Genomic DNA, 22288 nt, shown 5'->3' with positions numbered 1-22288 from the left:
CACCACGGCCACGGCCACGGGCTCCCGCGCACGAAGCGTGTGCGGCCTAGTCCTCGGCGGCGGACAGTTCAGCCGTCATGCTCCACCCCTGACCTTCTGCCCACGACAGCGTGACCCAGCAGTCCTTCGCCCGCTTGTCGGCAGGGTGCACGAAGACGCCGACGATTGTCGTCACCACCGCGTCGTTGGAGGTGACCTTCGCACCCGGTGTCAGGAGCGGCTCGCAGACCTTCCACGCCCTGACCGCGCCGGAACGCTGATCCTGTCCCACCGCCGACACGAAGCGGTGTTCGTCGTGCTCCTCGAGACCCTCGACCGCTGCTTGTCTCGCGGCGGTCTCCGAGGCGTCGGAGGGTTCGCCTCCGACATCGGTCGGGACGTTGTGTCCGGAGCAGCCGGCCAACGCGACCGCGGCGACGATCCCGATGCTCGTGAGCAGCGGGGTCCGCGAGTGGTTCCGTGCGAGCTTCATGCGACATTCCCAACGGATCGTCGAGGCACGGCGCTGGTGCGCACCCCGAGCACCACCACCGCGACCAGGTTGACCGCACTCCCGACCAAGAACCCCGTGGTCCCACCAGCGACACCGGCGACGGGCCCGAGCACCGCCATGAGTCCAGCCCCGACGACGAACCCCGCGACCGAAGCCAGTGCGACCTGCCGTGAGCGTCCAGCGGCAAGGAGCAACGCCGCCGGCACGAGCCCGACGGTGAACACCCACACCGCGACCATCAGGTACCGCAGGTCGGCGACGGCAGCTGCGCCCTCGGCGGGGTAGACGATCGGCAGGAACCACCCGGCGAGCAGGGCGATCAGACCGAAGACGACGGCGGATGCCGCAGCGAACCCGACGACGAGCAGCAGCGCTCCGCGGGAGCGCAGCGATCCACCATCGGTCCGGTGCGCGAACGCCGGCACGAGCACCTGCCCCAACGCCTGCCCGAGCATCGACGCCGGCGTCGCCAGGGTGAAGGCGGCCGCGTAGACACCGGCGTCGTGCGCCGACGACGTCACCTGCGCGGAGATCATCGTCAACTGCAGCAACCCGTTCGAGGTCACCACCGCCAGCACGTTCCATGCTGCGAACCCGAGCACCCCGGCGGCGGATTCGTGTGAAGCAGGCGCGAAGCCGTTGCCCCGCGGCCAGCACGCGATCGCGAACACCGTGTACCCGATGGCCAGGGGAAGCAGCACGAAGGGCTCGAGCCGTGCGACGCACGCCACCACGAGCAGCCCGAGCGCCAGCACGCTCGTCACGGAGTCCCAGAGCGCGACCCGGGGTGCCCGGTCGTAGCCGAGCTGCGCGCCTCGAGCATAGCAGTAGAGGCCGTAGCCGACGACGACCGCGGCACCGCCGAGCACCATGCCGGGGCCGTTGCCCCAGGCCAGCGCGACCGGCACGGTGACCGCGGCGAGCACCACGCTCGACACCAGCATCGACACCCCGAGCAGCCGGTTCACCGCGGCGTCCGACCGCCGACCCCGCAGCGCGATCGCCAGGAACCGCGATGCGGTGTTGCCCGCGGCGTTCGGCCAGAGCAGGGCGACGAACACCGAGAGCGACAGCAGCGCCGTGGTCTGCCCGAGGGTCTCGGTGCCGAACACCCGACCGACGACGACGGTCACGAGCAGCTTCGCGACACCCTGCACCCCGATGCCGACCGTGGCGAGTACGGCCGACGAAGCCACCGAGGACGACGGGCCCGCAGGCTCAGCAGACGAAGCGGGCCCAGCCGGAGAAGACCCGCTCACCGCGCCAACGCCTGTTCCACCCAGCCGCGCCGGTGCGCCCGCACCCCGAGCGTCACCGCCCGGACCCCGATGTACCCGAGGGCGAAGGCCGCCCACAGCCCCGCGAGCGTCCCGCCGGCCCACCAGAGCAGCGGCAGGTAGACGACGAGGTTCACACCTCCGGCGATGGCCAGGTACCGCGCATCACCGGCACCGATCAGCACCCCGTCGAGCACGAAGACGTACCCGGCGACGGGCATCCCGACGGCGATGAGCACCAGCACGACGGGCAGGGCGTCCTGCACCGCCCGCGAGTCCGAGAACACCGGCCCGAGCACCCCGCTCACCGCCAGGGTCAGCACCCCGAGCAGCACACCGCCGGCGATCCCGAGCAGCACGAGCCGTCGTGTCACCAGTCGCACCCGCTCCGGGTCACGTCCGCCGAGTCCGTGTCCGACGAGCGCCTGCCCGGCGATCGCCAGGGCGTCGAGCGCGAACGCCAGCGTCGAGAAGACGGTCAGCCCGACCTGCGTCGTCGCCAGCCCGGTGGTCCCCAGCCCGGCGGCGGCCCCGACGGTGGCGAGCATCGCGATCCGCAGTGACGCGGTCCGCAGGAACAGCCATGCCCCCGACCGCAGGGCCCGTGCGACGCCCGAGGCGCCCGGGCGCAGCGGCGCCCCCGACGACCGAGCGGCCCGCACCGCGATGCGCACGTAGACGACGGCCATCGCCCACTGCACGATGACGGTGCCGGCGGCGGATCCCTCGACTCCCCAGCCGGCGCCGTAGATCAGGACCGCGTTCAGCAGCCCGTTCGCGACGAACCCGACGGTCGCGACGACGAGCGGGGTCTTCGTGTCCTGCAGCCCACGCAGCAGTCCGGTCGAAGCCGTCACCACCAGGATGCCGGGCAGCCCGATCAGCGAGATGGTCAGGTACGCGGTCGCCGCCGCCGACACCTCGGCGGACGCGCCGAACAGGTCGACGAGCGGCCCGGCGAGCGGCCACCCGACCAGTGCCAGCACCACCCCCAGCACGAGCGCGAGCCACATCCCGTCGATGCCCGCGTGCACGGCTCCGCGACGGTCGCCACCACCGAGTGCCCGTGCCACGGCCGGGGTCGTCGAGTACGCCAGGAACACCAGCAGCCCGGTCACCGTCGACAGCACGGCACTCGCGAGCCCGACGGCCGCCAGCGGCGTCGCCCCGAGGTGCCCGACGAGCGCGGTGTCGGTCAGCAGGAACAGCGGCTCGACCACGAGCGCTCCGAGCGCCGGCACCGCCAGCCGCACGATGTCGCGGTCGACCGCGCGCCGCTCAGCGGTCACAGCGGGTCGCGTCGGTCGGTGCACCGACCCATTCTGTCGGCGATGCCGACCCGTCGTGGTCACCAGGCGGGGTGGGCGTGACCCCGGGACGGACTGGAGGCCCGTGGCCGTGTCCGCCACGGGCCTCCAGTCCGGCGGTCCCACGTCCTCGGGCTTGCGCCCCGCACGACCTCGTTGCGCGACGAGCCGATCCGCTGGCGTCTGTAACGCTGGAGCCGTGACCGGACACTCCAGAGTGTGAAGGACGAACAGGACGACGGCCCGCTGTGGACGCGAGCGGTCCGTGATGACGGGGCTGCGTTCGCCGCGCTGTTCGACCGGCACCGACCACGCATCTACCGACGGGCGTTGAGCCTGACGGAGCACTCCCACGACGCCGAGGACATCACCGCGGCGGCGTTCTACGAGCTCTGGCGCAAGCGCAAGAGCGTCACTCTGGTGGCGGGTTCCGTCGCTCCGTGGTTGCTGGTCACGACGGTCAACCTGACCCAGAACCACCGACGCGCGGCGGCGCGGTACCGGAAACTCCTCGACGCGCTCCCTCGGGACGATCCCCACGCTCCTGCCACGGACGCCGAAGACCTCGAGGCCCGCGAACGCCTCAGGACGACGATCCGGGGCCTCGCGCCGCAGGATGCCGCGCTGCTGGTGCTCACCGGGGTCGAGGAGATGCCGGTCTGGCAGGCCGCGCAGGCGGTCGGTCTCAAACCGCCGGCGGCACGCGTGCGGTTGCACCGGATGCGCCAGCGCCTGCAACGCGACCTGCACGACCTCCGTCCCAGTGTCCGCAACGCACCGGAAGGCACCTACTGATGAGCATCGACATGAATCCCGACGCCGCTGCAGCGGTCCGCTCGGAGCTGGCCGCCATCGGGACACGACCCAGCGCCCTGCAGCGCCAGCAACGACGTGCACGCATCGGCGTCTCGATCGTCTCCGTCGCAGCGATCGCGGTGACGACGAGCGCCGCCGCCCTGGTCGTCGCCGGGCTCCCGGGGACCACGACGACGGCAGCAGTCGGGCGCACGACCACTGCGACGCACACCGGTCCCGCACTGGTCGACATCGGGCAGGCTCCCGACACCGCGGGTGCCGTGATCGTCGACATCACGTGCCGCAACGACGTCGGCATGGTCCGAGTCCCCACCGTCGGAGGTGGCGCATCCGGCCTGAGTTGTCGGGACGAAGGGACGATGCGCGTCGTCGACGGCCGGCTCCCGGAGCGAGGGACGACGACGTTCAGCATCGAAGCGTCGGCGGGGACGCGGTGGACGGCGACGCTGCAGTACGCCAACGCGGTCACGTCGGACTGGGCGGTCAACGACAAGGGCCAGACCTACGGGGTCCCGAACGCGTCGGGTCACCCGGATCTGGTCCCCGGGAGGGCGGACAACGGCCGCGAGGGCTGGGTCCTGTGGAGCGAGCCGGACGGCGGCGATGTGTACGAGTCCGACGGCACCACCGTGGTCGGGCAGTGGACGGCGGGGGTCGCCGACGAGGTCCCGCTCGATCAGCGGTACATCGACGAGCAGGAGTCCGTGCAGACCGCGACCCCGTCGCCCAGCGCGCCGCGCTGAACCGGGCGAGGAGCGCGTTGCGGACCGGAGCGACCGACTGGGGGGCGTTCCGGTCCGCAACGCAGAACGGGACGGACGGGAGGCCCGTGGCGGCGCCGCCACGGGCCTCCAGTCCGGTGGTCCCACGTCGTCAGGCGCGTGGCGACGGCCGGCCGACCACTCGCGTCAGTCGGCGCGCGGTTCCGCGGGGACGGCGCCGGTGGCGGCGTGTGCGGGGTCAGCGACCTCGGTCGAGGGCTCGTCGGTGCCGCGGGCCCGGCCGATGACGTCCATCACGTGGTAGACGACGATCGCGGCGATGGTGCCCACGATGATGCCGCCGAAGCTGGCCTGGCCGAAGGTGAACGTGAAGTTCGCGATGCCGATGATCAGGGCGATTCCGGCGGTCAGCTGGTTCTTCGGCTTCGAGAAGTCGACGCGGTTCTCGACCCAGATCCGGATGCCGATGATGCCGATCAGGCCGTAGAGCGCGGTGGTGGCGCCCCCGAGAACGCCGGCGGGCACCGAGGAGATGACGGCGCCGATCCTCGGCGACAGGCCGAGCAGGACGGCCGCGATCGCGGCGACCCAGTAGGCGGCGGTGGAGAAGACGCGGGTGGCGGCCATGACGCCGATGTTCTCGCCGTAGGTGGTGGTGGCGGAGCCGCCACCGATGCCGGCCAGGACGGTCGAGATGCCGTCGGCGAAGAGCGCGCGACCGGTGAGCGGCGTGAGGTCACGGCCGGTCAGCTGCCCGACGCCCTTGACGTGGCCGACGTTCTCGGCGACCAGCGCCAGGACGACCGGCACGAACGCCAGGTAGATCGGCAGCTGCGACGGGTCGAACGCGGGAGCGGTGAAGTCCGGCAGACCGATCCACGCCTTGTCACCGACCTTCGAGAAGTCGACCTGACCGCCGATGAGCGCGGCGACGTACCCGACGAGCACACCGATGACGATCGACAGGCGGCCGATCAGGCCCCTGAACACGACCGTGACCAGGATGATCGTCGCGAGGGTGATGACCGCGATGACCGGGGCTTCCGTGAAGTTCTTCCGGGCCGACGGCGCCAGGTTGAAGCCGATCAGGGCGACGATCGCGCCGGAGACCACCGGGGGCATCAGCCGGTCGATCCACCCGGCGCCGGCCAGGTGCACGACGAGCCCGACGATCGCGAGCAGCGCGCCGACGACGATGATGCCGGACAGGGCGAGCGGGATGCCGCCGATCTTGGTCGCCGCACCGATCGGGGCGATGAAGGCGAACGACGAGCCGAGGTAGCTCGGCAGGCGGTTGCCCGTGATGAGCAGGAACAGGATCGTGCCGATGCCGCTGAACAGCAGCGTCGTCGACGGCGGGAACCCGGTGATCAGGGGCACCAGGAACGTGGCGCCGAACATCGCGACGACGTGCTGCACACCGAGGCCGATCGTCCGGGGCCAGGTGAGCCGTTCGTCGGGTGCCACGATCGTCGTCGCGGAGACGGTCTTGCCGTCGCCGTGCAGCTTCCACGGAAGTCCCATGCGATGACCGTACCGGCAGCCGTGTGCCGGTGACGACCCGGATCGACCTGCCCCATGGGGTCGGTGGCTATCGTGGACCGCATGACCGACGTCGCACGTGCCTCCGGCATCCACACTGACGAACTCGACCCAGCGGTGCGCCCCCAGGACGACCTGTACCGCCACGTGAACGGGACCTGGATCGAGGCGACGCCGATCCCGGACGACAAGGCCCGGTACGGCTCCTTCACGGTGCTCGCCGAAGCCGCCGAGATCGCCGTGCGCGACATCATCGAGCGCTCGCAGCAGGCCGCGCCCGGCACCGAGGAGCGCAAGGTCGGTGACCTCTTCACCTCGTTCACCGACGAAGCGCGCCTCGAGGAGCTCGGCACCGCGCCGATCGAGCACCTGCTCGCCGAGATCACCGCCATCGACTCCGTGCCCGAGGTCATCGCCGCCGTGGGCCGCTTCGAGCGCCTCGGCCTGCCGAGCTTCCTGCAGCTCTTCGTCGACAACGACCCGGGCGACCCCGAGTCCTACGTCGTGTTCCTGGAGCAGTCCGGCCTCGGCCTGCCCGACGAGTCGTACTACCGCGAAGAGCGGTTCGCCGACATCCGCGAGAAGTACCGCGAGTTCGTCGCGGCGATGTTCCCGCTCGCCGGGTTCGACGACGGCGGCGCCCGCACCGAGCACGTCGTCGCACTCGAGACGGCGCTGGCGTCGAAGCACTGGGACAACGTCACCACGCGTGACAGCCAGAAGACCTACAACAAGCTGCCCTGGGCCGAGGTCGCCGCGCTCGCGAAGGGCGTCGACCTGCAGACCTGGTGGCAGGCCATCGACGCCCCCGCCGGCGCGTTCGAGACCGTCGTGGTGCGCGAGCCCTCGTTCATCACCGGCCTGGCCGACCTGCTGAACGACCAGCCGCTCGAGGTCTGGAAGGACTGGCTGCGCTGGCAGGTCATCCGTGGCTCCGCCGCGTACCTGACGAGCGCGTTCTCGGCCACGAACTTCTCGTTCTACGGCACCGCACTCACCGGTGCGCCCAAGCAGCGCGAGCGCTGGAAGCGTGGCGTCTCGCTGGTCGAGGGTGCGATGGGCGAGGCCGTCGGCCGCATCTACGTGCAGGAGCACTTCGACGAGACCTCGAAGGCGAAGATGGACGACCTCGTCGCCAACCTGGTCGAGGCGTACCGGCAGAGCATCACGGCGCTCGACTGGATGACCGACGAGACCCGTGCCCGTGCGCTCGACAAGCTCGACAAGTTCACGCCGAAGATCGGCTACCCGGTGAAGTGGCGCGACTACTCGGCGCTGCCCGTCCGCGCCGACGACCTGGTCGCGAACGTCCGCGCCGTCGCCTCGTTCCAGGTCGACCGCGAGCTCGGCAAGATCGGCAAGCCGATCGACCGCGACGAGTGGTTCATGACCCCGCAGACGATCAACGCGTACTACAACCCCGGCTTCAACGAGATCGTGTTCCCGGCCGCGATCCTGCAGTTCCCGTTCTTCGACGCGGACCGCGACGCCGCCGCGAACTACGGCGCGATCGGTGCCGTCATCGGGCACGAGATCGGTCACGGCTTCGACGACCAGGGGTCGCAGTACGACGGCGACGGCAAGCTCGAGAACTGGTGGACCGAAGCGGACCGCGCGGCGTTCGAGGAGCGCACGAAGGCCCTCATCGCGCAGTACGACGCCCTGGTGCCGACCGAGGTGCCCGACAGCCACGTGAACGGTGCCCTGACGATCGGCGAGAACATCGGTGACCTCGGTGGCCTGTCGATCGCGTGGAAGGCGTACCTGCTGTCGCTCGACGGTCAGGAGCCCCCGGTCGTCGACGGACTGACCGGCGCCGAGCGCTTCTTCCTGAGCTGGGCACAGGCCTGGCGGATGGCGATCCGACCGGAAGAGGCCGCGCGTCTGCTGTCGATCGACCCGCACTCGCCGAACGAGTTCCGCTGCAACCAGGTGGTCCGCAACATCGACGTCTGGTACGACACCTTCGGCGTGACCGAGCAGGACGCGATGTACCTCGACCCCGCCGAGCGCGTCGCCATCTGGTGATGACGGAGTCGGACGCGGCCCGGTCGTCGCGCCGCCGGCGACCGGACGACCGCCCAGCAGGTGGCGGCCGCGGTCGTGGGCGGCACAGCGGCCGGGCCGACGACCGCTTCACCGCCACCACCGAGGCCCTCGGTGCGCTCGCGCTCGAGGGCGCCGGGGTGAGTGCCTCGGTGATCGACACGTCGAGCGGCAAGGCACTGCTCGGGATCGACGACACCCTGGTGCAGCCGGTCGCGAGCCTGGGCCGCGTCCTGCTGCTCATCGAGGTCGCCGCCCAGCTCGAGGACGGCCGCCTGCACGGTGACCGGCTGCAGCGGATGGCCCGCGACACCGCGACCGGCGCCGGCCTGTGGCAGTTCCTGCAGGAGCCGACCATGCAGGTACCCGACCTGGCGACCCTGGTCGGGGCCACCGCCGATGCCTGGGCGATGAACGCGCTGCTGACGACGGTGGGCATCGACGCCGTCCGCGAGCGCGCGGAGTCCCTGGGCATCGAGCGCACGGCGTTGATCGACCGCGTGCGGGACCGCCGCGGGCCGGATGATGCCCCCGACGCGTCCGTCGCACCGACCGGGGAACTGTCGTGGGTGATGCGCGGCCTGGCGCTCGGCGAGGTCGTCGACGAGGCGGTGTCGAACCGGGTGCTCGGCTGGCTGTCCCTGGCGAGTGACCTGAACCTGGTCGCCGGTTCCTTCGGGCTCGACCCCCTGGCGCACCGGGCACTCGACCACGGGTTGCAGGTCGTCGCGGTCACCGGGTCGAGCACCGGCGTGCGGGCCGAGGCGGGGATCCTGCGGGGGCCCGGGTCGTCGGTCAGCTACGCCGTGACGGTGACGTTCGACGACGCTTCGTTGCAGCGGCGGTTGGCCGTGGTCGAGGCGCTGCGGACCATGGGCACCGAGGTGCTCGAGGCGGTGCACGCCCCGGCTCGTCGCTGAGCGCGCTTGCCGCTGCCGCTGCCGCTGCCGCTGCCGCTGCTCGTGCCAAGTCTCGGTCCGGCGGACAGATCGCGGGCGCAGCAACGGCGACACTGTCCGCGGGGCCGAGACTCGGGGAGCGCGGACGCTACGGACGGTGGCGGGTGCGGTGTCGCCGGGTCAGGGCCGCGGGACGCAGACCGACTCCGCGCGCAGACTCAGGCCGTCGACCGTGCCCCGGATGCTCGCCGTGGCAGGATCCGCATCCGTTGACGACGACCAGTAGTCCCGGCCCATCGCCCGGCCGCTGACCTCGAAGCCCTCGGAAGTCCACAGCGCGGTCACGGCGTCGAACGGCGCCTGCGCGTCGTCGACGATCTGGAACACGGGCACGATGCTGAACGCCGTCGCGCGGGTGCCGGTCGCGTCGGGCGACCAGCTCGATCCGGGTGGCGCGCACTGTTCGGTGCCCGTGGTCACGGTCGCCGGGACCCCGGCAGCGTCGGCGGAGCGCTCGAGGAACGCCCGGAGCGTCGCGGCCCGGTCGCTGACGTCGGCGGCCACCCAGGGGGTCGGCGACGGGCCCGACGTCGGGGTGCCCGGGGCAGTGGCGTCCTGCGGCTTCTTGGCGTCGAGGGGGAGTCCGAGCCAGCCGCTCGTCCCGTCGAGGCCGACGGAGAACGCGGTGCGCGGAGCGCGGTGTGCATCGGCGGCTTCGTCCTTCGTCCGGACGAGGACGTCGGCGACGGCGCCGAGTCGTTCGCCGTCGATCGACAGGGAAGGCCGTTCGGGCTCGGCAGCCGCTCCGTACTCGTCTGCGGGTGCTTGCGCAGCGTCGGCGTAGGTCGTGCCCGGTGAGTAGTACAGGCCCTCGACGTCGTGGTCACCGTCGCGGTCGAACCCGTCGATCGTGCGCAGGAGTGCTCGCCCGGGGTGCGTCGCAGTGATGCCGACGGACACGTCACCACGGATCAGGGAGGCCGGGTGATCGTCGACGATCGGCCGGGCCTGCGCGACGGCGTCGCTGAAGCTGATGCCCGGCACGAGCCGGATCGTTGCATTGGACGGCGTCAGCCACAGCCGACGCACGAAGGGCTCCGCACGCAACCGACCGGCCAGCTCGACGACGTCGGGGTCCATCGGGTCGACTGCGACCGGCGCCGACGCCCGGCCGCGGGGCACGTCCACGGTCACCGACAGCGTCGTGCCGGTGACACCCCGCGCTGCCGTGTTCCGGATCCGTTCGGCGACCGCGAGGTCCGTCGTGTCGGCCCGCACCTCGAGCGACGTGATCCAGTTGTGCGGGTCGTCCTTCGCGTCGACCTGACGGACCTCGCCCTCGGCCGTGTCGACGCCGGGCAACCGCTCGATCCGGGTGATGAGCTTCGCGAGCGCCGACTCCGATCCGGTCGGCGGTGGCGGTGACCACGTGCACGCGGCGAGTGTGAGCACGACGGTGAGCGCGGTCGCGAGCGCTCCTGCTGAACGTGTCCGTGCGCGAGCCCCCATGCGTCCGAGTCTAGGAACGCCGTGGTGCCGCACGGAATCGGTCGCGGGACCCATCCCCGCTCAGCGCAGGAGCACGAAGGAGCGCAGCGGCTGGGGTTCGACGTCGTGGGCCTCGACGAAGCCACGCGACTCGTAGAACGCCCGCTGCCCCGCCTCGGTGTCGGTGAGCAGGACCGTCTGGCGAACGTCGGCGTACCGCTGCAGGACCGCGTCGAGGAGTGCACCGCCGACGCCCGACCGGTGCGCGGACGGCACGACGAGGACGTCCTGCACGTACACGATCGTTCCTTGACGCCCGGTCGGATCCGGACGAGCATCGCTGCTGGCGACGCGCGGGGGCGAGCGTCGCCTGGCACACGATGACGTGTGGTGTGAGCGCCGTCGTGTCGACCCGAATCCCCACGACGGCGCTCCTTGGCTTGTCCGTACCTGCGGTTCGCGGTGCCCACGGTCCGGAGCTCCCGCTCGTCACGGACTGCGCCCCGCCCGCGATCACCACGCGGACGGGGCCCCAGCTCAGGCCGGTCTCGACGTCAGGTAGGCGTAGAGGATCGCCGCGATGACGTCGTAGCCGGTGTCGTTCGGGTGGATCCCGTCGTACATGTAGGTGTTGCCCGTCGTGCCGGTCTGCCCGAAGTACGGCGGCACGTAGGCACCGAGGTCGAAGAACCCGATCGCGACACCCGGGTTCGCGGACCGGAACGTGGTCACCGCCTGCTGCTGTGCGGCGCGGTACTTCGCCCACTCGGCGGCCGACGCCTTGCCCAGCTGGTACGGCATGATCACGAGCAACGCCGAGTCCGGGCTCCGGTCGTGCACCAGGTCCAGGTAGTTGACCGTCTGCTGCGTCAGCACCGCGGGGGTGACCACGCCGTAGTCGTTCGTTCCCCACATCGACGTGATCAGGTCGGGCGAGAACCGACGGAGCGCATCCGCCCAGGTGTCGTTGCCGTTGGCGGCCGACGACGCGAGGGAGAACCCCTCGGTGCGCGAGGTCGACTGCGATGCCTCGAGGACGTGGAACCCACCGCCCTCGTCGCCGTCGAAGAGCTGCCAGCCCTCGAGGAACGGCTCGCCGCTCTGCCACGTCACCGTGACGGTGCGGACCGCGGAGGCCGACTTCGGGCTGGTCCAGGTCTGCTCACCGGTGGAGACCGCCGGCAGGGTGACCTTGGTGCCGTCGATGGCGACGGAGACGGCGTCTCGCGTGCTCGTCGCCCGCCACGACAGCACGAAGGACGTGCAGCGCTGCGTGAACGTCGCCGACCGGACGCCGGTGCCGGTCAGCGCGACGGCTCGTCGGCCGAGTCCGGACTTCGTGCTCCGCGCGCCTGCGTACGTGGCGGAGCGGAGGTCGATCGCGGCACCGTTCGCTCCGGTGTACGAGACGTAGGTCACCGTGGTCGGCGGCTTGTCGACCGTGGCGTACTGCGAGCGGGCGGGGACGTAGTCGAACCCGCCGGGTGCCTGCCCAGCACCGTTGCGGAGTCGTGCCCGCACCCGTGCCGGGTACCCCTTCTGCGGCGAGGCCGCGCCGAACGCCTCCGTGATCGAGTCGCCCGCCGTGACGATGGTCGCGGTGCCGGCGGCGACCTTGCGGAAGAACCCGGCGAGCGGGTCGCTCGCGGAGTAGGTCAGTCCCGACGGGATGAACGGCTTGGTGGCTGCCGCGGTCGCCGGTGACGCCGCAGCGCCGGCCAGGGCTGATCCGCCGATCGTGACGGCAGCGCCCTGCAGCAGACCTCGCCTCGAGATCCCCCGGCCGCTCTTCGAACTGTGATCCGTCATGTTTCCCCCAAGAGCATCGATGCGGTGGTCACGGCACGAGCGCACTCTCCGGTCCTGCCGACCTGCGGCAACCTGAGAGAACCCCCATCCCACGACGACCATAGGTCAGTTCCGTCGTGAGCAACAGGCCTGTCCACTCCCGGGATCGGTGCCAGCGGATCGTCCGACAGCTGTCGTCGAACATCCGACCGCTACGACGTCGCCTGCCCCTCCGGCACGAACGCCTGCACGGACAGCAGCGAGGCGTCGGCGGACGCGCAGGCCTTGTAGTCCGTGTCCTTCACGAACAGGGACTGCTTCGACCCGGGCGGGTACACGCGGAAGCCGTCCGGGGTCTTCGCCGAGCAGTCACCCGACGGGTAGTTCTCGGCCCGGACGATCTTGAGCGGTGCGACGGCGGTCTTGCCGGGTGCGAGGGTCACGGTCGGGTGCGGCGCGTTCTTCTCCTGCGTCGCGGCCGCACCGATCTGCTTGCCGGTGCCACCCCCGACGAACGAGACGCCCGGCCACCCCTGCACGGTGCAGGTCGTCGACCCGGTGTTCTCGAGCACCAGGTGCACGATGACGCTGCCGGCGGCACCACCGCTGCCGGCCTCGATGCGTCCTGCCAGCGACGACACCGCGCACCGGTCACCGGAAGCAGAACCGGAACCGGCGGACGACCCGGAACCGGTGGACGGTGCCGTCGAGGCGGACTCGTCCGACGACTGCGGTGCGGACGCCGGCGCGGACGCGGACGGCGACGGCGCGGGCGCGGTGACCGTCTCGGTGGCGGCGGGCTGCCCGTCCGAGGCACACCCCGCCAGTGTCCCGACGGCGACGAGCCCGGTCACGACGAGCAGGAACTTGGATCGGCTGCTGCGTTGCATGCTGCACAGGCAACCACCGAACGCCGCATCCGGTTCGGTCGGCGTCCAGGGACCCCGAGCACACTCCGAGGCAAGCAACCCGAGCAGCGGAGGTCGGACATGACGGGCAAGCACGAACAGGCACGAGGCGACGAGGGTCGCGCGGACGGGGTCGAGCCCCGCGCCGGAGCCTTCACCGACAGCGAGATCCCGGGCGAGGAGCACGTCGAGTCGACGGAGCCCGTCGGCGAGTTCGTCTCGAGCGACATCCCCGGCGAGACCCGTCCGAACGGCGCCGGGCCCGACGGCGAGTACGTCGACTCGGACATCCCCGGCGAGGCCGAGCCGGCCCAGAACGGCGAGGTCGGCGAGTACACCGACACCGACAAGGCCTGACGGTCAGTCCATCAGCTCCGCCGCCACCAGGCGGCGGAGCGTCTCCACGCCCGCAGGCGGGCAGCGACCCGCGTCGGCGGAGGTGACCCACTCGACCTCGTCCACCTCGGCCGAGGCGACGGGCGTGGCGGAGTCCAGTGGGCCTCCCGGCCGGACCAGGAACAGCGTCATCGCGACCATCGTCCCCGGAGCCTGCCCGTGGGCGGGCTCGAACACGACGCCGAACGGTTCGACGTCGGCGGCGGTCAGCCGCAGGCCGGTCTCCTCGTACGCCTCGCGCACGGCGGCCTCGACGTCGGTCTCGTGCGGCTCCGCCTTGCCGCCGGGCAGGTAGAGCACGTCGCGCGCCCGGGCGCGCACCATCAGGACACGTCGGTCACGCACCAGCAGCAGCGCACTCACGCGCAGTGTGGGTGGTTGGGCGCCTGTCTGGAGGCTCAGCTCGCGTCCGCCTGGTCGTCGCGACCCGGGGTGGTCGGGTCCAGGGCCGTGCGGTCGGCCAGCGGGACGACGGGCGACGGCAGCTCCGGTTCGGCGTCGGGGCGGACGCCGTACAGGGAGTCGATCGCCCCGACGAACTCCTCGCCGCGACCGGCCCGACCGAGCTCACGGGCGCGGACCGACGGACGGTGCAGCAGGACGCCGACCAGGTGCCGGAGCGCCCGCTCGGTGTGCTCGACGGACTCGCCGTCGGCGTCCGCGCGGCGCTTGGCCCGCTCGATCTCGTCGTCGAGGATGTCGAACACGTGCTTGCGGAACGCCACGAGCGCCGGGGTCGTCGACTGCTCCATCGCCTGCGCGCGGAACCGGGACACGGCGTCGTCGACCATCGCGCGGGCCTCGGACTCGGCGTTCAGCTCGGAGATCGGGGCGTGGATGCTGATCGTCTCGAGGTCGAGCAGCTCGACGCCGTCGACGCCGGCGGCCGCGGGGTCGACGTTGCGGGGGAGCCCGAGGTCGATGACGATGCGGCGGACCCCGTCGTCGAGGTCGGCCGGTGCGACGACCGGGACCTCGCTCGAGGTGCAGGTGATCAGGACGTCGCTCGCCCCGATGGCCTGGCGCAGGTCACGGGTGGCGACGAGGTCGTGCTTGGCGGCGAACCAGGACGCGCGACCCGAGGGCGAGAAGACCTGGATGTTCGTGGCACCGCGGTCGCGCAGCGCGGCGATGGTGGTCGCCGCGTAGCTGCCGGTGCCGACGAGCAGCACGCGGGTGCGGGCCCAGTCGGTGACGCGCGACGAGGCGAGTTCGAGGCCGAGGCGCACGAGCGATCGGCCGGCGGCGCCGATTCGGGTGCGGGTCTTGACGCCGCGCGAGGTGTGCGCGGCCTCTTGGAACAGGCGCTCGAGGTCCGAGGTGGTGGTGCCGTTCGACCGGGCGTCCTCGAGCGAGCGACGGACCTGGCCGGAGATCTCGGTCTCGCCGACGACGACGGACTCGAGACCGCTCGACACGGCGAACAGGTGCTGCACGACGTCCTTGCCGCCGAGCACGTTGACGGAGTCCAGGACCTCGGTCGCGTCGAGGTCGCTCGCGGCGGCCACGGCCTGCACGGTGGCGGAGACGGCGGAGTCGCTCTCGTCGCCCGCGATGTCCAGGTACGCCTCGAAGCGGTTGCAGGTCGCGAGGACCACTGCACCGTCGAGGACGCCGGCATCCGTGACGAGTCGGCTGGCTGCCGCGGGTGCACCGATGCTCAGTCGCTCCAGGAGATCGAAGCTGGCGTTGCGATGCGACGCCGTGAGACAGATGAGCACGTAGTCAATGGTAACGCGCTCGATGGGAGAATCATCCGGTGACCGAAGCGACGAGCACATCCCTCCCCGACTCCCACCCCCTGGCATCAGGGCGGACGAGTGGTTCCCGCCTGGTACGGGCCCTGCGGGGTGACCGTCCGGAGACGCTCCCGGTGTGGTTCATGCGGCAGGCCGGACGGTCCCTGCCGGAGTACCGCGAGCTTCGGATCGGCACAGCCATGCTCGATGCGTGCCTCGACCCGGAGATGGCGTCGGAGATCACCCTGCAGCCGGTGCGCCGGCACGGTGTCGACGCGGGCATCTTCTTCAGCGACATCGTCGTGCCGATCAAGCTCGCCGGCGTGGACGTCGAGATCGTCCCAGGTCGTGGTCCGGTGCTCTCGTCGCCGATCCGCACCCCCGCGGACGTCGACGCGCTCGAGCAGCTCGACCCCGCGGCCCTCGCCCCCATCGAGCAGGCCGTCCGCCGAACGGTCGAGCAGCTCGGCGACACCCCGCTGATCGGCTTCGCGGGGGCACCGTTCACCCTGGCCGCCTACCTGGTCGAGGGCGGCCCGTCGAAGGACCACATCCGCGCCCGCACGCTCATGCACGCCGACCCCGAGACCTGGTCGCGGCTGCTCGCCTGGGCCGCCGAGGTGTCCGGGATGTTCCTGCGGGCCCAGGTGCTCGCCGGGGCCTCGGCCGCGCAGCTGTTCGACTCGTGGGTCGGGTCGCTCTCCCGCGCCGACTACATCCGGTACGTCGCGCCGCACTCCGCCCGGGCCATGTCGTACGTCGCCGAGCTCGGGGTCCCGCGCATCCACTTCGGGGTCGGCAGCGGCGAGGTCCTGGCCGACATGACGACCTTCGGCACGGACACCGTCGGCGTCGACGCGATCGGGGTCGACTGGCGCCTGCCCCTCGACCAGGCGGTCCAGCGCGTCGGCACCGGCGTCAGCGTGCAGGGCAACATCGACCCGGCGATGCTCTCGGCGCCGTGGGACGTCCTCGAAGCGCACGTCCGCGACGTCGTCCGTCGGGGCGGTGCCGCACGGGCCCACGTCGTGAACCTGGGCCACGGGGTCCCGCCGGAGACCGACCCGGACGTCCTGACCCGCGTGGTCGAGCTCGTCCACTCCCTCGGGGACGGAGCCGGCGCATGACCGACGTCGTCGTGGTCGGCGGCGGGATCGCCGGGCTCGTCACCGCGCGTGACCTGGCCAAGGGCGGCGCCCACGTGGTGCTCGTCGAGTCCTCGGGCGAGCTCGGGGGCATGATCCGTCGGCACACCGTCGGCGGGATCGACCTGGACATGGCGGCGGACTCGTTCGCCACCCGCACGGACGCCGTCGGCCGCCTGGCGACCGAGCTGGGACTGGGCAACGACGTCGTCGCCCCCGACCCCCGCGGCGCGTGGCTGATGACCCGCGACGGCCGGACCTCGCCGATCCCCGCGACCGGGCTCCTCGGCATCCCGAGCACCCCGATGGCGGCCGACGTGCTGGCCGTGGTCGGACAGCAGGGCGGTCTGCGAGCCCAGATGGACTCGCTGCTGCCGGCTCCGGTGGGCGCCAAGGCCTCCTCGCTCGGCGAACTCGTCCGCCGGCGCATGGGGGAGCGGGTGCTCGACGACCTGGTGGTGCCGATCGCCGGTGGCGTGCACTCCACCCACCCCGACCAGCTCGACCCCGACCGGGTTGCTCCGGGCCTGCGCGCCGCACTGCTGCGCGAGGGCTCCCTGGCCCGGGCGGTCCTGTCGCTGCGGGCACGGGCGGCCGCCGGCACCCCGGTGCAGGGGATCCGCGATGGCACGGTGCGGCTCGTGGACGAACTCGTCGCCGACATGGCCACCTACGGCGTCGACGTCCGGCTGCACACCCGGGCGACCCGGATCGAGGCGCACGCGGTGGAGACCGTCCGCGCCGACGGCACCACCGAACGGCTGCCGGCCCAGCACACCCTGTCCTCCGTCGCCGACCCGGAGCGCACGGCTGCACCCGACCGGACGGGCATCCAGCTCGTCACGCTCGTCGTCGACCAGCCGGAGCTCGACGCGGCCCCGCGTGGCACCGGCATGCTCGTGCACCCGGACGCGCAGGCCGTCTCGGCGAAGGCCCTGACGCACGCCACCGTGAAGTGGCCGTGGCTGGCCGACGTGGCGGACGGACGCCACGTCCTGCGACTCAGCTACGCGACCAGCGCGACGGACACGGCGGGCGTGGCCACGAGCCTCCCGGTCGACCCGGCCGACCCCGTCGGCAGCCGTGCCCTGCAGGACGCCTCCACGCTGCTCGGCGTGCCGATCACGGCGGACCGCGTCAGCGGGGCCGCACGCGTCGGCTGGTACGGGCCGGACCTGACCGCAGCCGGGCTGGCCGAGGGCGTCGTCGGCATCGGCGAGGCCTCGACCGGACGCGGCCTGGCGGGCATCATCGGCGCGGCCCGGAAGGCAGCCGACGAGCTCCTTCGTTCCTGAGCGGACCGCGCAGCCCCTGAGGGCTACTGTTGGTGAGACCGCCGGACGTATTCCGTTCGGTGCATGACCACCGCACAACCAATGCACGGAGGAATCGCACATGCGCGGAAAGCTCCTGTTCGTCGCCGGCGCCGCACTCGGGTACGTCCTGGGATCGCGAGCCGGACGGGCGCGGTACGAGCAGATCAAGACCGTCAGCGGCAAGGTCTGGAACAGCAACGGCGTCCAGAAGGGCGTGCACGTCGCTGAAGACTTCATCGCCGACAAGACCCCGGACGTCGCCGAGTTCATCGGTGAGACCACCAAGAAGGCCGTCCGCAAGGTCGGCCAGAAGAAGGACACCACCACCTCATGACGGACACCCGCGATCGCAAGTCGCGTTCGCTGTTCGGCCTGGTCGGTGACGTCCCGAAGCTCGTCAAGGGCCTGGTCAAGGGCGAGATCGACCTGCTCAAGGCCGAGATGCTCGCGAAGGCGAAGATCTTCGGTCTGGCAGCCGGGCTGCTGGTCGGTGCGCTCGTCGTGGTGCTCTACGCGATCGGCGTTCTGCTGACCGCAGCCGTGATGGGCCTGGCGACCGTGATGCCGGCGTGGCTGGCCGCACTGGTGGTGGCCGTGGTGATGCTCGTCATCGCCGCGATCCTCGGCCTGGTCGGCTGGAAGCGCCTGAAGAAGGGCCTGCCCCTCACGCCCAAGCGCACGATCGACAGCGTCAAGAACGACATCAACGCGGTCAAGGGCCTCGGCAAGAAGCCGACCCCGCCGACGCAGTACGGCAGCCGCAAGCCGGACGTCGACAGCCGCTCCTGAGCGCCGACAGCCCCGACAGCCGCACCACCGACGGAGGAACCGTGACCGACCCGCACGACGATCTCGCTGCCCGCGTCGCCGCGACCCGCGCCCAGTTGTTCGACACCCTCGACGCGATCGAGGACAAGCTCAACGTCCCGAAGCAGATCGGGATCGCCGCGTCGAGGTTCAAGCGCGGCCTCGACGAGCAGCCCGTCCCCTACCTGGCCGGTCTCGCAGCCGGCGTGGCAGTGGTCGGGGGTATCGTCGTGATGGTGCTCCGACGGCGGTAGACCGCCCGAGCGCGGTCCACCGGAGGCGGGGCGGCCACCACCCTGGCAACCGATAGGACAATGGATCCATGAGCTCCGACGCGCCCGTGCCCGCGAACGACCACCCCCACGCCGAACCCGCCGAGACCGGTCACCCGGACTCCGGGATCGACCCGAACCTGCTGACGGCGTACGCCCTCTGGGCAGTGTTCCGCCGGCCCCTCGGTCCGATCCACCGCGTCGGCGACGACGCCGTGGCCGAACTCGACACCGTGATCGCCAGCGCCGCCGAGCGCGGGGTCACGATCCGTGGCTTCTACGACGTCTCGGCCTTCCGCGCCGACGCCGACGTCATGGTCTGGCTGCACGGCGACGACGCACAGGCGATCCAGGCCGTGCTGCGCGAGATCCGCCGCACCGGACTGTTCCAGGACGCCGAGCCGGTGTGGCACGTGATGGCCATGCACCGCGAAGCCGAGTTCAACAAGCGGCACACCCCCGCGTTCCTGCGCGGCAAGGACCCCGAGGCGTGGATCACGGTGTACCCGTTCGTCCGCTCCTACGAGTGGTACCTGCTGCCCGAGGACGAGCGCTCGAAGATGCTCCGCGACCACGGCATCGCCGGCGCGAAGTACCGCCGCGTGCTCACGAACACCATCGCGACCTTCGCCCTGAGCGACTACGAGTGGATCCTGCCGCTCGAGAGCCCGGACCTGGTCGACCTCGTCGACCTGATGCGCGATCTCCGTTACACCGAGGCGCGCATGCACGTGCGCGAAGAGGTCCCCTTCTTCACGGGTCGTCGCGTGACGACCGCCGAACTCCCGGAGGTGCTGTCATGACCGACACCAGCATGATCACGAACGGCCAGGTCCTCGCCGCGACCCCAGCGGCAGCGTCCGGACCCGAGCACGTCGAGACCCCGACCGCGTACGACGCGATCCTGCTCGCGGGCTTCGGCGGCCCCGAGGGCCAGGACGACGTCATCCCCTTCCTGCGCAACGTCACCCGCGGCCGCGGGATCCCGGACGAGCGTCTCGAAGAAGTCGCGCACCACTACCGCCACTTCGGCGGCGTGAGCCCGATCAACGCGCAGAACCGTGCGCTCAAGGCCGCGCTCGAGGCCGAGCTGGCGTCGCGCGGCATCGACATGCCGGTCCTCTGGGGCAACCGCAACTGGGCGCCCTACCTCGAAGAGGCCTTCACCGAGGCGGCGGACAAGGGCTACACCAAGCTCGTCGCCATCGCCACGAGCGCGTACTCGTCGTTCTCGAGCTGCCGGCAGTACCGCGAGGACTACGCCCGCGTGCTCAACGAGACCGGTCTGATCGACACGATCCAGATCGACAAGGTCCGCCAGTTCTTCGACCACCCGGGCTTCGTCCGCCCGTTCATCGACGGTGTCCGCGACGGCATGGCCCGCGCGATCGCCGAGAACGATGGCCTGGACGTCGCGACCGAGCTGCAGGTGCTCTTCTCGACGCACTCGATCCCCTCGACCGACGCCGCCCGCTCCGGCCCCGACTACCGCGGGTTCGACGAGCACGGCGCGTACGAGGCGCAGCACCTCGCCGTGGGCGAGGTCGTGCTCGACCAGGCCTGGGCCGAGCTCCTCGAGCAGCCCGAGCACGCCCACCTGCAGGGCACGTCGAAGCCCGGATGGAAGCTCGTCTACCAGTCGCGTTCCGGCCCCCCGACGCAGCCGTGGCTCGAGCCGGACATCAACGACTACATGAACGAGGACCTCAAGGGCGGCCCGACGCGTGCCGTGCTGATCGTCCCGCTCGGCTTCGTCAGCGACCACATGGAGGTCATGTGGGACCTCGACGAGGAAGCCACCGAGACCGCCGGTGAGCTCGGCTTCTGGTCGCTCCGCACGCAGACCCCCGGCATCGACCCGGCCTACGTGTCCGGTCTCGTCGACCTGGTGCTCGAGCGGGTCAACGGCACGCCGAAGGCCGAGCGTCCGCACATGACCGACATCGGCCCCTGGTACGACGTGTGCCGTCCGGGCTGCTGCGAGAACGTGCGAGCGGGGTTCAAGCCCGCCGCCGCCGGCGTCGCCCCGTGACCGATGCACCCGTGAACGACCCCAACACGACGTCCCCCGACGGCCCGGCCCCGATCCGGCTCGGCACCCGTGCCAGCCGGCTCGCGGTCGCGCAGTCGCAGGACGTCGCCGACCGCCTGGCGAAGGCGGCCGGGCGACCCGTCGAACTCGTCACCGTCACGAGCGAGGGCGACACGAACCGTGCGTCCCTGGCCTCGCTCGGCGGCACCGGTGTCTTCGCCAGTGCTCTGCGTGAAGCCCTGGTCGCCGGCGAGGTCGACGTGCTCGTGCACTCGCTGAAGGACCTGCCGACCGCCCCGTACCCGGGTCTGACGATCGGTGCCGTCCCGAAGCGGGCGGACGCCCGCGACGTCCTCGTCGCCCGGAACGGTGCGACCGTCGACACGCTGCCGGACCGCGCGAAGGTCGGTACCGGTTCGCCGCGCCGTGCCGCGCAGCTCCGTGCCGCACGGCCCGACCTGGACGTCGTCGACATCCGCGGCAACATCGACACCCGCCTCGGTCGGGTGGACGACGACCTGGACGCCGTGGTGCTCGCCGCCGCCGGCCTGGGGCGCATCGACCGCCTGTCGGCCGCCACCGAACTGCTCGACCTCGGCTTCTGGCCGAGTGCTCCCGGGCAGGGTGCGCTCGCGGTCGAGATCCGCACAGACGAGACCGACCGGGGGCTGCTCGCGGCACTCCGCAAGATCGAGCACGCCCCCACCCGCCTGACGGTGACGGCCGAGCGCGAGGTGCTCGCCAAGCTCGAGGCCGGCTGCTCCGCTCCGATCGGTGCGACGGCCGTCGTGGACGCCGAGCTCCTGCTCGTGTCCGCGACCGTCTACCGCCCCGACGGCACCGAGTACCGCACCGCATCGCACGCGGCCGTGCTCGACGGTTCGGCGCAGGACCGTCTCGACGAGGCGCTCGCGGTCGGTGGCCGCGTGGCGACCGAGCTGCTCGAGAACGGTGCTGCGGAGCTCGCCGACCTGGCGACGACCGTCGCCGAGGACACCACGGACGGGCCGTACACCGCCGGCCCCGGCCTGGCGACGCCGGCCGAGTAGGCGGTCACCACGGAACCCTCCACCACCGCGACGGACGAGGCGCGACCCCCGGTCGTCCTCGTCCCGCGTGGCGGTGCGTGGGGGGACCGGGTCGCCGCGGCCGCCCGGGCCCGTGGGCTCGCCCCCGTCGTCGTCCCCCTCATCACGGACGCTCCGCCGTCGGACCCCTCCGCGCTCGACGCTGCGGTCCGGCGACTGGTCGCCTCCGGTGCGGCCGGGAGGCCCGGATCACCCGGTTCTGTCGGT

General features: G+C 71.7%; 22 protein-coding genes and 1 pseudogene. 13 read left to right on the top strand and 10 right to left on the bottom strand.

The genetic code is table 11. The annotated features are described in order from the left end of the window. Positions 1-46: 46 nt before the first annotated feature. From BIU95_RS00655 to BIU95_RS00645, 3 genes are read right to left on the bottom strand one after another with little or no spacing between them, the layout of a single operon-like run. On the bottom strand, positions 47-472 hold the full coding sequence (locus BIU95_RS00655; protein ID WP_071249907.1) for a hypothetical protein: 426 nt from the start codon (positions 470-472) through the stop codon (positions 47-49). After that, positions 469-1689: a lipopolysaccharide biosynthesis protein gene (locus BIU95_RS00650; RefSeq protein ID WP_071249905.1), complete on the bottom strand. Its 1221-nt coding sequence runs from the start codon at positions 1687-1689 to the stop codon at positions 469-471. Before BIU95_RS00650 ends, BIU95_RS00655 begins: the two co-directional genes overlap by 4 nt. Positions 1690-1748: 59 nt before the next feature. After that, the gene (locus tag BIU95_RS00645; RefSeq protein ID WP_071249903.1) at positions 1749-3059 is read right to left on the bottom strand and encodes an MATE family efflux transporter; all 1311 of its coding nucleotides are present in this window, start codon (positions 3057-3059) and stop codon (positions 1749-1751) included. A 237-nt stretch (positions 3060-3296) separates the two neighbouring features. Here BIU95_RS00645 and BIU95_RS00640 point away from each other — a divergent pair, with 237 nt between their 5' ends. Further along, positions 3297-3872, top strand: a complete 576-nt coding sequence (locus tag BIU95_RS00640; protein ID WP_083389165.1) for an RNA polymerase sigma factor — start codon at positions 3297-3299, stop codon at positions 3870-3872. Next, the gene (locus tag BIU95_RS00635) at positions 3872-4636 is read left to right on the top strand and encodes a hypothetical protein (protein WP_071249901.1); all 765 of its coding nucleotides are present in this window, start codon (positions 3872-3874) and stop codon (positions 4634-4636) included. Before BIU95_RS00640 ends, BIU95_RS00635 begins: the two co-directional genes overlap by 1 nt. A 165-nt stretch (positions 4637-4801) precedes the next feature. Here BIU95_RS00635 and BIU95_RS00630 read toward each other — a convergent pair whose 3' ends face one another. Continuing rightward, entirely contained in the window at positions 4802-6139 is a 1338-nt protein-coding gene (locus BIU95_RS00630; RefSeq protein WP_071249899.1) for a uracil-xanthine permease family protein, read from the bottom strand. Positions 6140-6220: 81 nt separating this feature from the next. On the opposite strand from BIU95_RS00630, the gene BIU95_RS00625 reads away from it, so the two are divergent. Both BIU95_RS00625 and BIU95_RS00620 read left to right on the top strand, forming a co-directional pair. Further along, positions 6221-8185: a M13 family metallopeptidase gene (locus tag BIU95_RS00625; RefSeq protein ID WP_031260081.1), complete on the top strand. Its 1965-nt coding sequence runs from the start codon at positions 6221-6223 to the stop codon at positions 8183-8185. Then, a complete protein-coding gene (locus tag BIU95_RS00620) occupies positions 8185-9123 on the top strand; it encodes a serine hydrolase (protein WP_017887737.1) in 939 nt (312 codons plus the stop codon). Before BIU95_RS00625 ends, BIU95_RS00620 begins: the two co-directional genes overlap by 1 nt. 159 nt (positions 9124-9282) lie before the next feature. Here BIU95_RS00620 and BIU95_RS00615 read toward each other — a convergent pair whose 3' ends face one another. The 4 genes and pseudogenes from BIU95_RS00615 to BIU95_RS00600 form a co-directional block, all read right to left on the bottom strand. Continuing rightward, positions 9283-10611 carry a hypothetical protein gene (locus BIU95_RS00615; protein ID WP_139179573.1) on the bottom strand — a complete coding sequence of 443 codons (1329 nt, stop codon included), beginning with the start codon at positions 10609-10611 and terminating at the stop codon, positions 9283-9285. Positions 10612-10671: 60 nt separating this feature from the next. Further along, positions 10672-10899: pseudogene (locus BIU95_RS00610) on the bottom strand (GNAT family N-acetyltransferase); the annotation flags it as partial. A 228-nt stretch (positions 10900-11127) separates the two neighbouring features. Then, positions 11128-12399, bottom strand: coding sequence for an SGNH/GDSL hydrolase family protein (locus BIU95_RS00605; protein ID WP_071249895.1), 1272 nt, complete (start codon positions 12397-12399; stop codon positions 11128-11130). A gap of 191 nt (positions 12400-12590) precedes the next feature. Further along, positions 12591-13268: a DUF4232 domain-containing protein gene (locus BIU95_RS00600; protein WP_056072520.1), complete on the bottom strand. Its 678-nt coding sequence runs from the start codon at positions 13266-13268 to the stop codon at positions 12591-12593. A 99-nt stretch (positions 13269-13367) separates the two neighbouring features. Here BIU95_RS00600 and BIU95_RS00595 point away from each other — a divergent pair, with 99 nt between their 5' ends. Beyond that, entirely contained in the window at positions 13368-13643 is a 276-nt protein-coding gene (locus tag BIU95_RS00595; protein WP_071249893.1) for a hypothetical protein, read from the top strand. Between the two features lie 3 nt (positions 13644-13646). Here the strand turns inward: BIU95_RS00595 and BIU95_RS00590 are convergent, their stop codons facing one another. Next, the gene (locus tag BIU95_RS00590; RefSeq protein WP_083389162.1) at positions 13647-14045 is read right to left on the bottom strand and encodes an NUDIX domain-containing protein; all 399 of its coding nucleotides are present in this window, start codon (positions 14043-14045) and stop codon (positions 13647-13649) included. A 35-nt stretch (positions 14046-14080) separates the two neighbouring features. Further along, the gene (locus BIU95_RS00585; protein ID WP_017887730.1) at positions 14081-15403 is read right to left on the bottom strand and encodes a glutamyl-tRNA reductase; all 1323 of its coding nucleotides are present in this window, start codon (positions 15401-15403) and stop codon (positions 14081-14083) included. 38 nt (positions 15404-15441) lie between these two features. Here BIU95_RS00585 and hemE point away from each other — a divergent pair, with 38 nt between their 5' ends. The 8 genes from hemE to hemC all read left to right on the top strand — a co-directional run bounded on the left by hemE (position 15442) and on the right by hemC (position 22042). Continuing rightward, complete coding sequence (gene hemE, locus BIU95_RS00580) at positions 15442-16548, top strand: uroporphyrinogen decarboxylase (RefSeq protein WP_031260073.1); 1107 nt, start codon at positions 15442-15444, stop codon at positions 16546-16548. Then, positions 16545-17861 (top strand): NAD(P)/FAD-dependent oxidoreductase, encoded by a 1317-nt coding sequence (locus tag BIU95_RS00575; protein WP_071249889.1) that lies wholly within the window; start codon positions 16545-16547, stop codon positions 17859-17861. The genes hemE and BIU95_RS00575 overlap by 4 nt, the downstream gene beginning before the upstream one ends. Before the next feature lie 100 nt (positions 17862-17961). Further along, positions 17962-18216 carry a hypothetical protein gene (locus tag BIU95_RS00570; RefSeq protein WP_017887727.1) on the top strand — a complete coding sequence of 85 codons (255 nt, stop codon included), beginning with the start codon at positions 17962-17964 and terminating at the stop codon, positions 18214-18216. Next, the gene (locus tag BIU95_RS00565; RefSeq protein WP_017887726.1) at positions 18213-18671 is read left to right on the top strand and encodes a phage holin family protein; all 459 of its coding nucleotides are present in this window, start codon (positions 18213-18215) and stop codon (positions 18669-18671) included. Before BIU95_RS00570 ends, BIU95_RS00565 begins: the two co-directional genes overlap by 4 nt. Before the next feature lie 41 nt (positions 18672-18712). Beyond that, positions 18713-18943 carry a DUF3618 domain-containing protein gene (locus BIU95_RS00560; RefSeq protein ID WP_017887725.1) on the top strand — a complete coding sequence of 77 codons (231 nt, stop codon included), beginning with the start codon at positions 18713-18715 and terminating at the stop codon, positions 18941-18943. Between the two features lie 68 nt (positions 18944-19011). Further along, a complete protein-coding gene (gene hemQ / locus BIU95_RS00555; RefSeq protein WP_017887724.1) occupies positions 19012-19764 on the top strand; it encodes a hydrogen peroxide-dependent heme synthase in 753 nt (250 codons plus the stop codon). Beyond that, positions 19761-20993, top strand: coding sequence for a ferrochelatase (locus tag BIU95_RS00550; protein WP_071249887.1), 1233 nt, complete (start codon positions 19761-19763; stop codon positions 20991-20993). The genes hemQ and BIU95_RS00550 overlap by 4 nt, the downstream gene beginning before the upstream one ends. An 11-nt stretch (positions 20994-21004) precedes the next feature. Then, positions 21005-22042 carry a hydroxymethylbilane synthase gene (gene hemC, locus BIU95_RS00545; RefSeq protein WP_071249885.1) on the top strand — a complete coding sequence of 346 codons (1038 nt, stop codon included), beginning with the start codon at positions 21005-21007 and terminating at the stop codon, positions 22040-22042. Positions 22043-22288 lie beyond the last annotated feature (246 nt).

This window comes from Curtobacterium sp. MCBA15_007 (assembly GCF_001864905.1).
Lineage (GTDB): Bacteria > Actinomycetota > Actinomycetes > Actinomycetales > Microbacteriaceae > Curtobacterium > Curtobacterium poinsettiae.
Note: the sequence above shows the minus strand (reverse complement) of the source record. Positions and strands in the feature narration are given on the sequence as shown.

What these genes read in the sequence shown, in the direction of transcription:
- BIU95_RS00635 (WP_071249901.1), top strand. Translation starts at nt 3,872, where the DNA reads ATGAGCATCGACATGAATCCCGACGCCGCTGCAGCGGTCCGCTCGGAG.
- BIU95_RS00550 (WP_071249887.1), top strand. Translation starts at nt 19,761, where the DNA reads ATGACCGACACCAGCATGATCACGAACGGCCAGGTCCTCGCCGCGACC.
- BIU95_RS00570 (WP_017887727.1), top strand. Translation starts at nt 17,962, where the DNA reads ATGCGCGGAAAGCTCCTGTTCGTCGCCGGCGCCGCACTCGGGTACGTC.
- hemQ (WP_017887724.1), top strand. Translation starts at nt 19,012, where the DNA reads ATGAGCTCCGACGCGCCCGTGCCCGCGAACGACCACCCCCACGCCGAA.
- BIU95_RS00655 (WP_071249907.1), bottom strand. Translation starts at nt 472, where the DNA reads ATGAAGCTCGCACGGAACCACTCGCGGACCCCGCTGCTCACGAGCATC.
- BIU95_RS00575 (WP_071249889.1), top strand. Translation starts at nt 16,545, where the DNA reads ATGACCGACGTCGTCGTGGTCGGCGGCGGGATCGCCGGGCTCGTCACC.
- BIU95_RS00595 (WP_071249893.1), top strand. Translation starts at nt 13,368, where the DNA reads ATGACGGGCAAGCACGAACAGGCACGAGGCGACGAGGGTCGCGCGGAC.
- BIU95_RS00620 (WP_017887737.1), top strand. Translation starts at nt 8,185, where the DNA reads ATGACGGAGTCGGACGCGGCCCGGTCGTCGCGCCGCCGGCGACCGGAC.
- BIU95_RS00565 (WP_017887726.1), top strand. Translation starts at nt 18,213, where the DNA reads ATGACGGACACCCGCGATCGCAAGTCGCGTTCGCTGTTCGGCCTGGTC.
- BIU95_RS00600 (WP_056072520.1), bottom strand. Translation starts at nt 13,268, where the DNA reads ATGCAACGCAGCAGCCGATCCAAGTTCCTGCTCGTCGTGACCGGGCTC.
- BIU95_RS00630 (WP_071249899.1), bottom strand. Translation starts at nt 6,139, where the DNA reads ATGGGACTTCCGTGGAAGCTGCACGGCGACGGCAAGACCGTCTCCGCG.
- BIU95_RS00625 (WP_031260081.1), top strand. Translation starts at nt 6,221, where the DNA reads ATGACCGACGTCGCACGTGCCTCCGGCATCCACACTGACGAACTCGAC.
- BIU95_RS00615 (WP_139179573.1), bottom strand. Translation starts at nt 10,611, where the DNA reads ATGGGGGCTCGCGCACGGACACGTTCAGCAGGAGCGCTCGCGACCGCG.
- BIU95_RS00605 (WP_071249895.1), bottom strand. Translation starts at nt 12,399, where the DNA reads ATGACGGATCACAGTTCGAAGAGCGGCCGGGGGATCTCGAGGCGAGGT.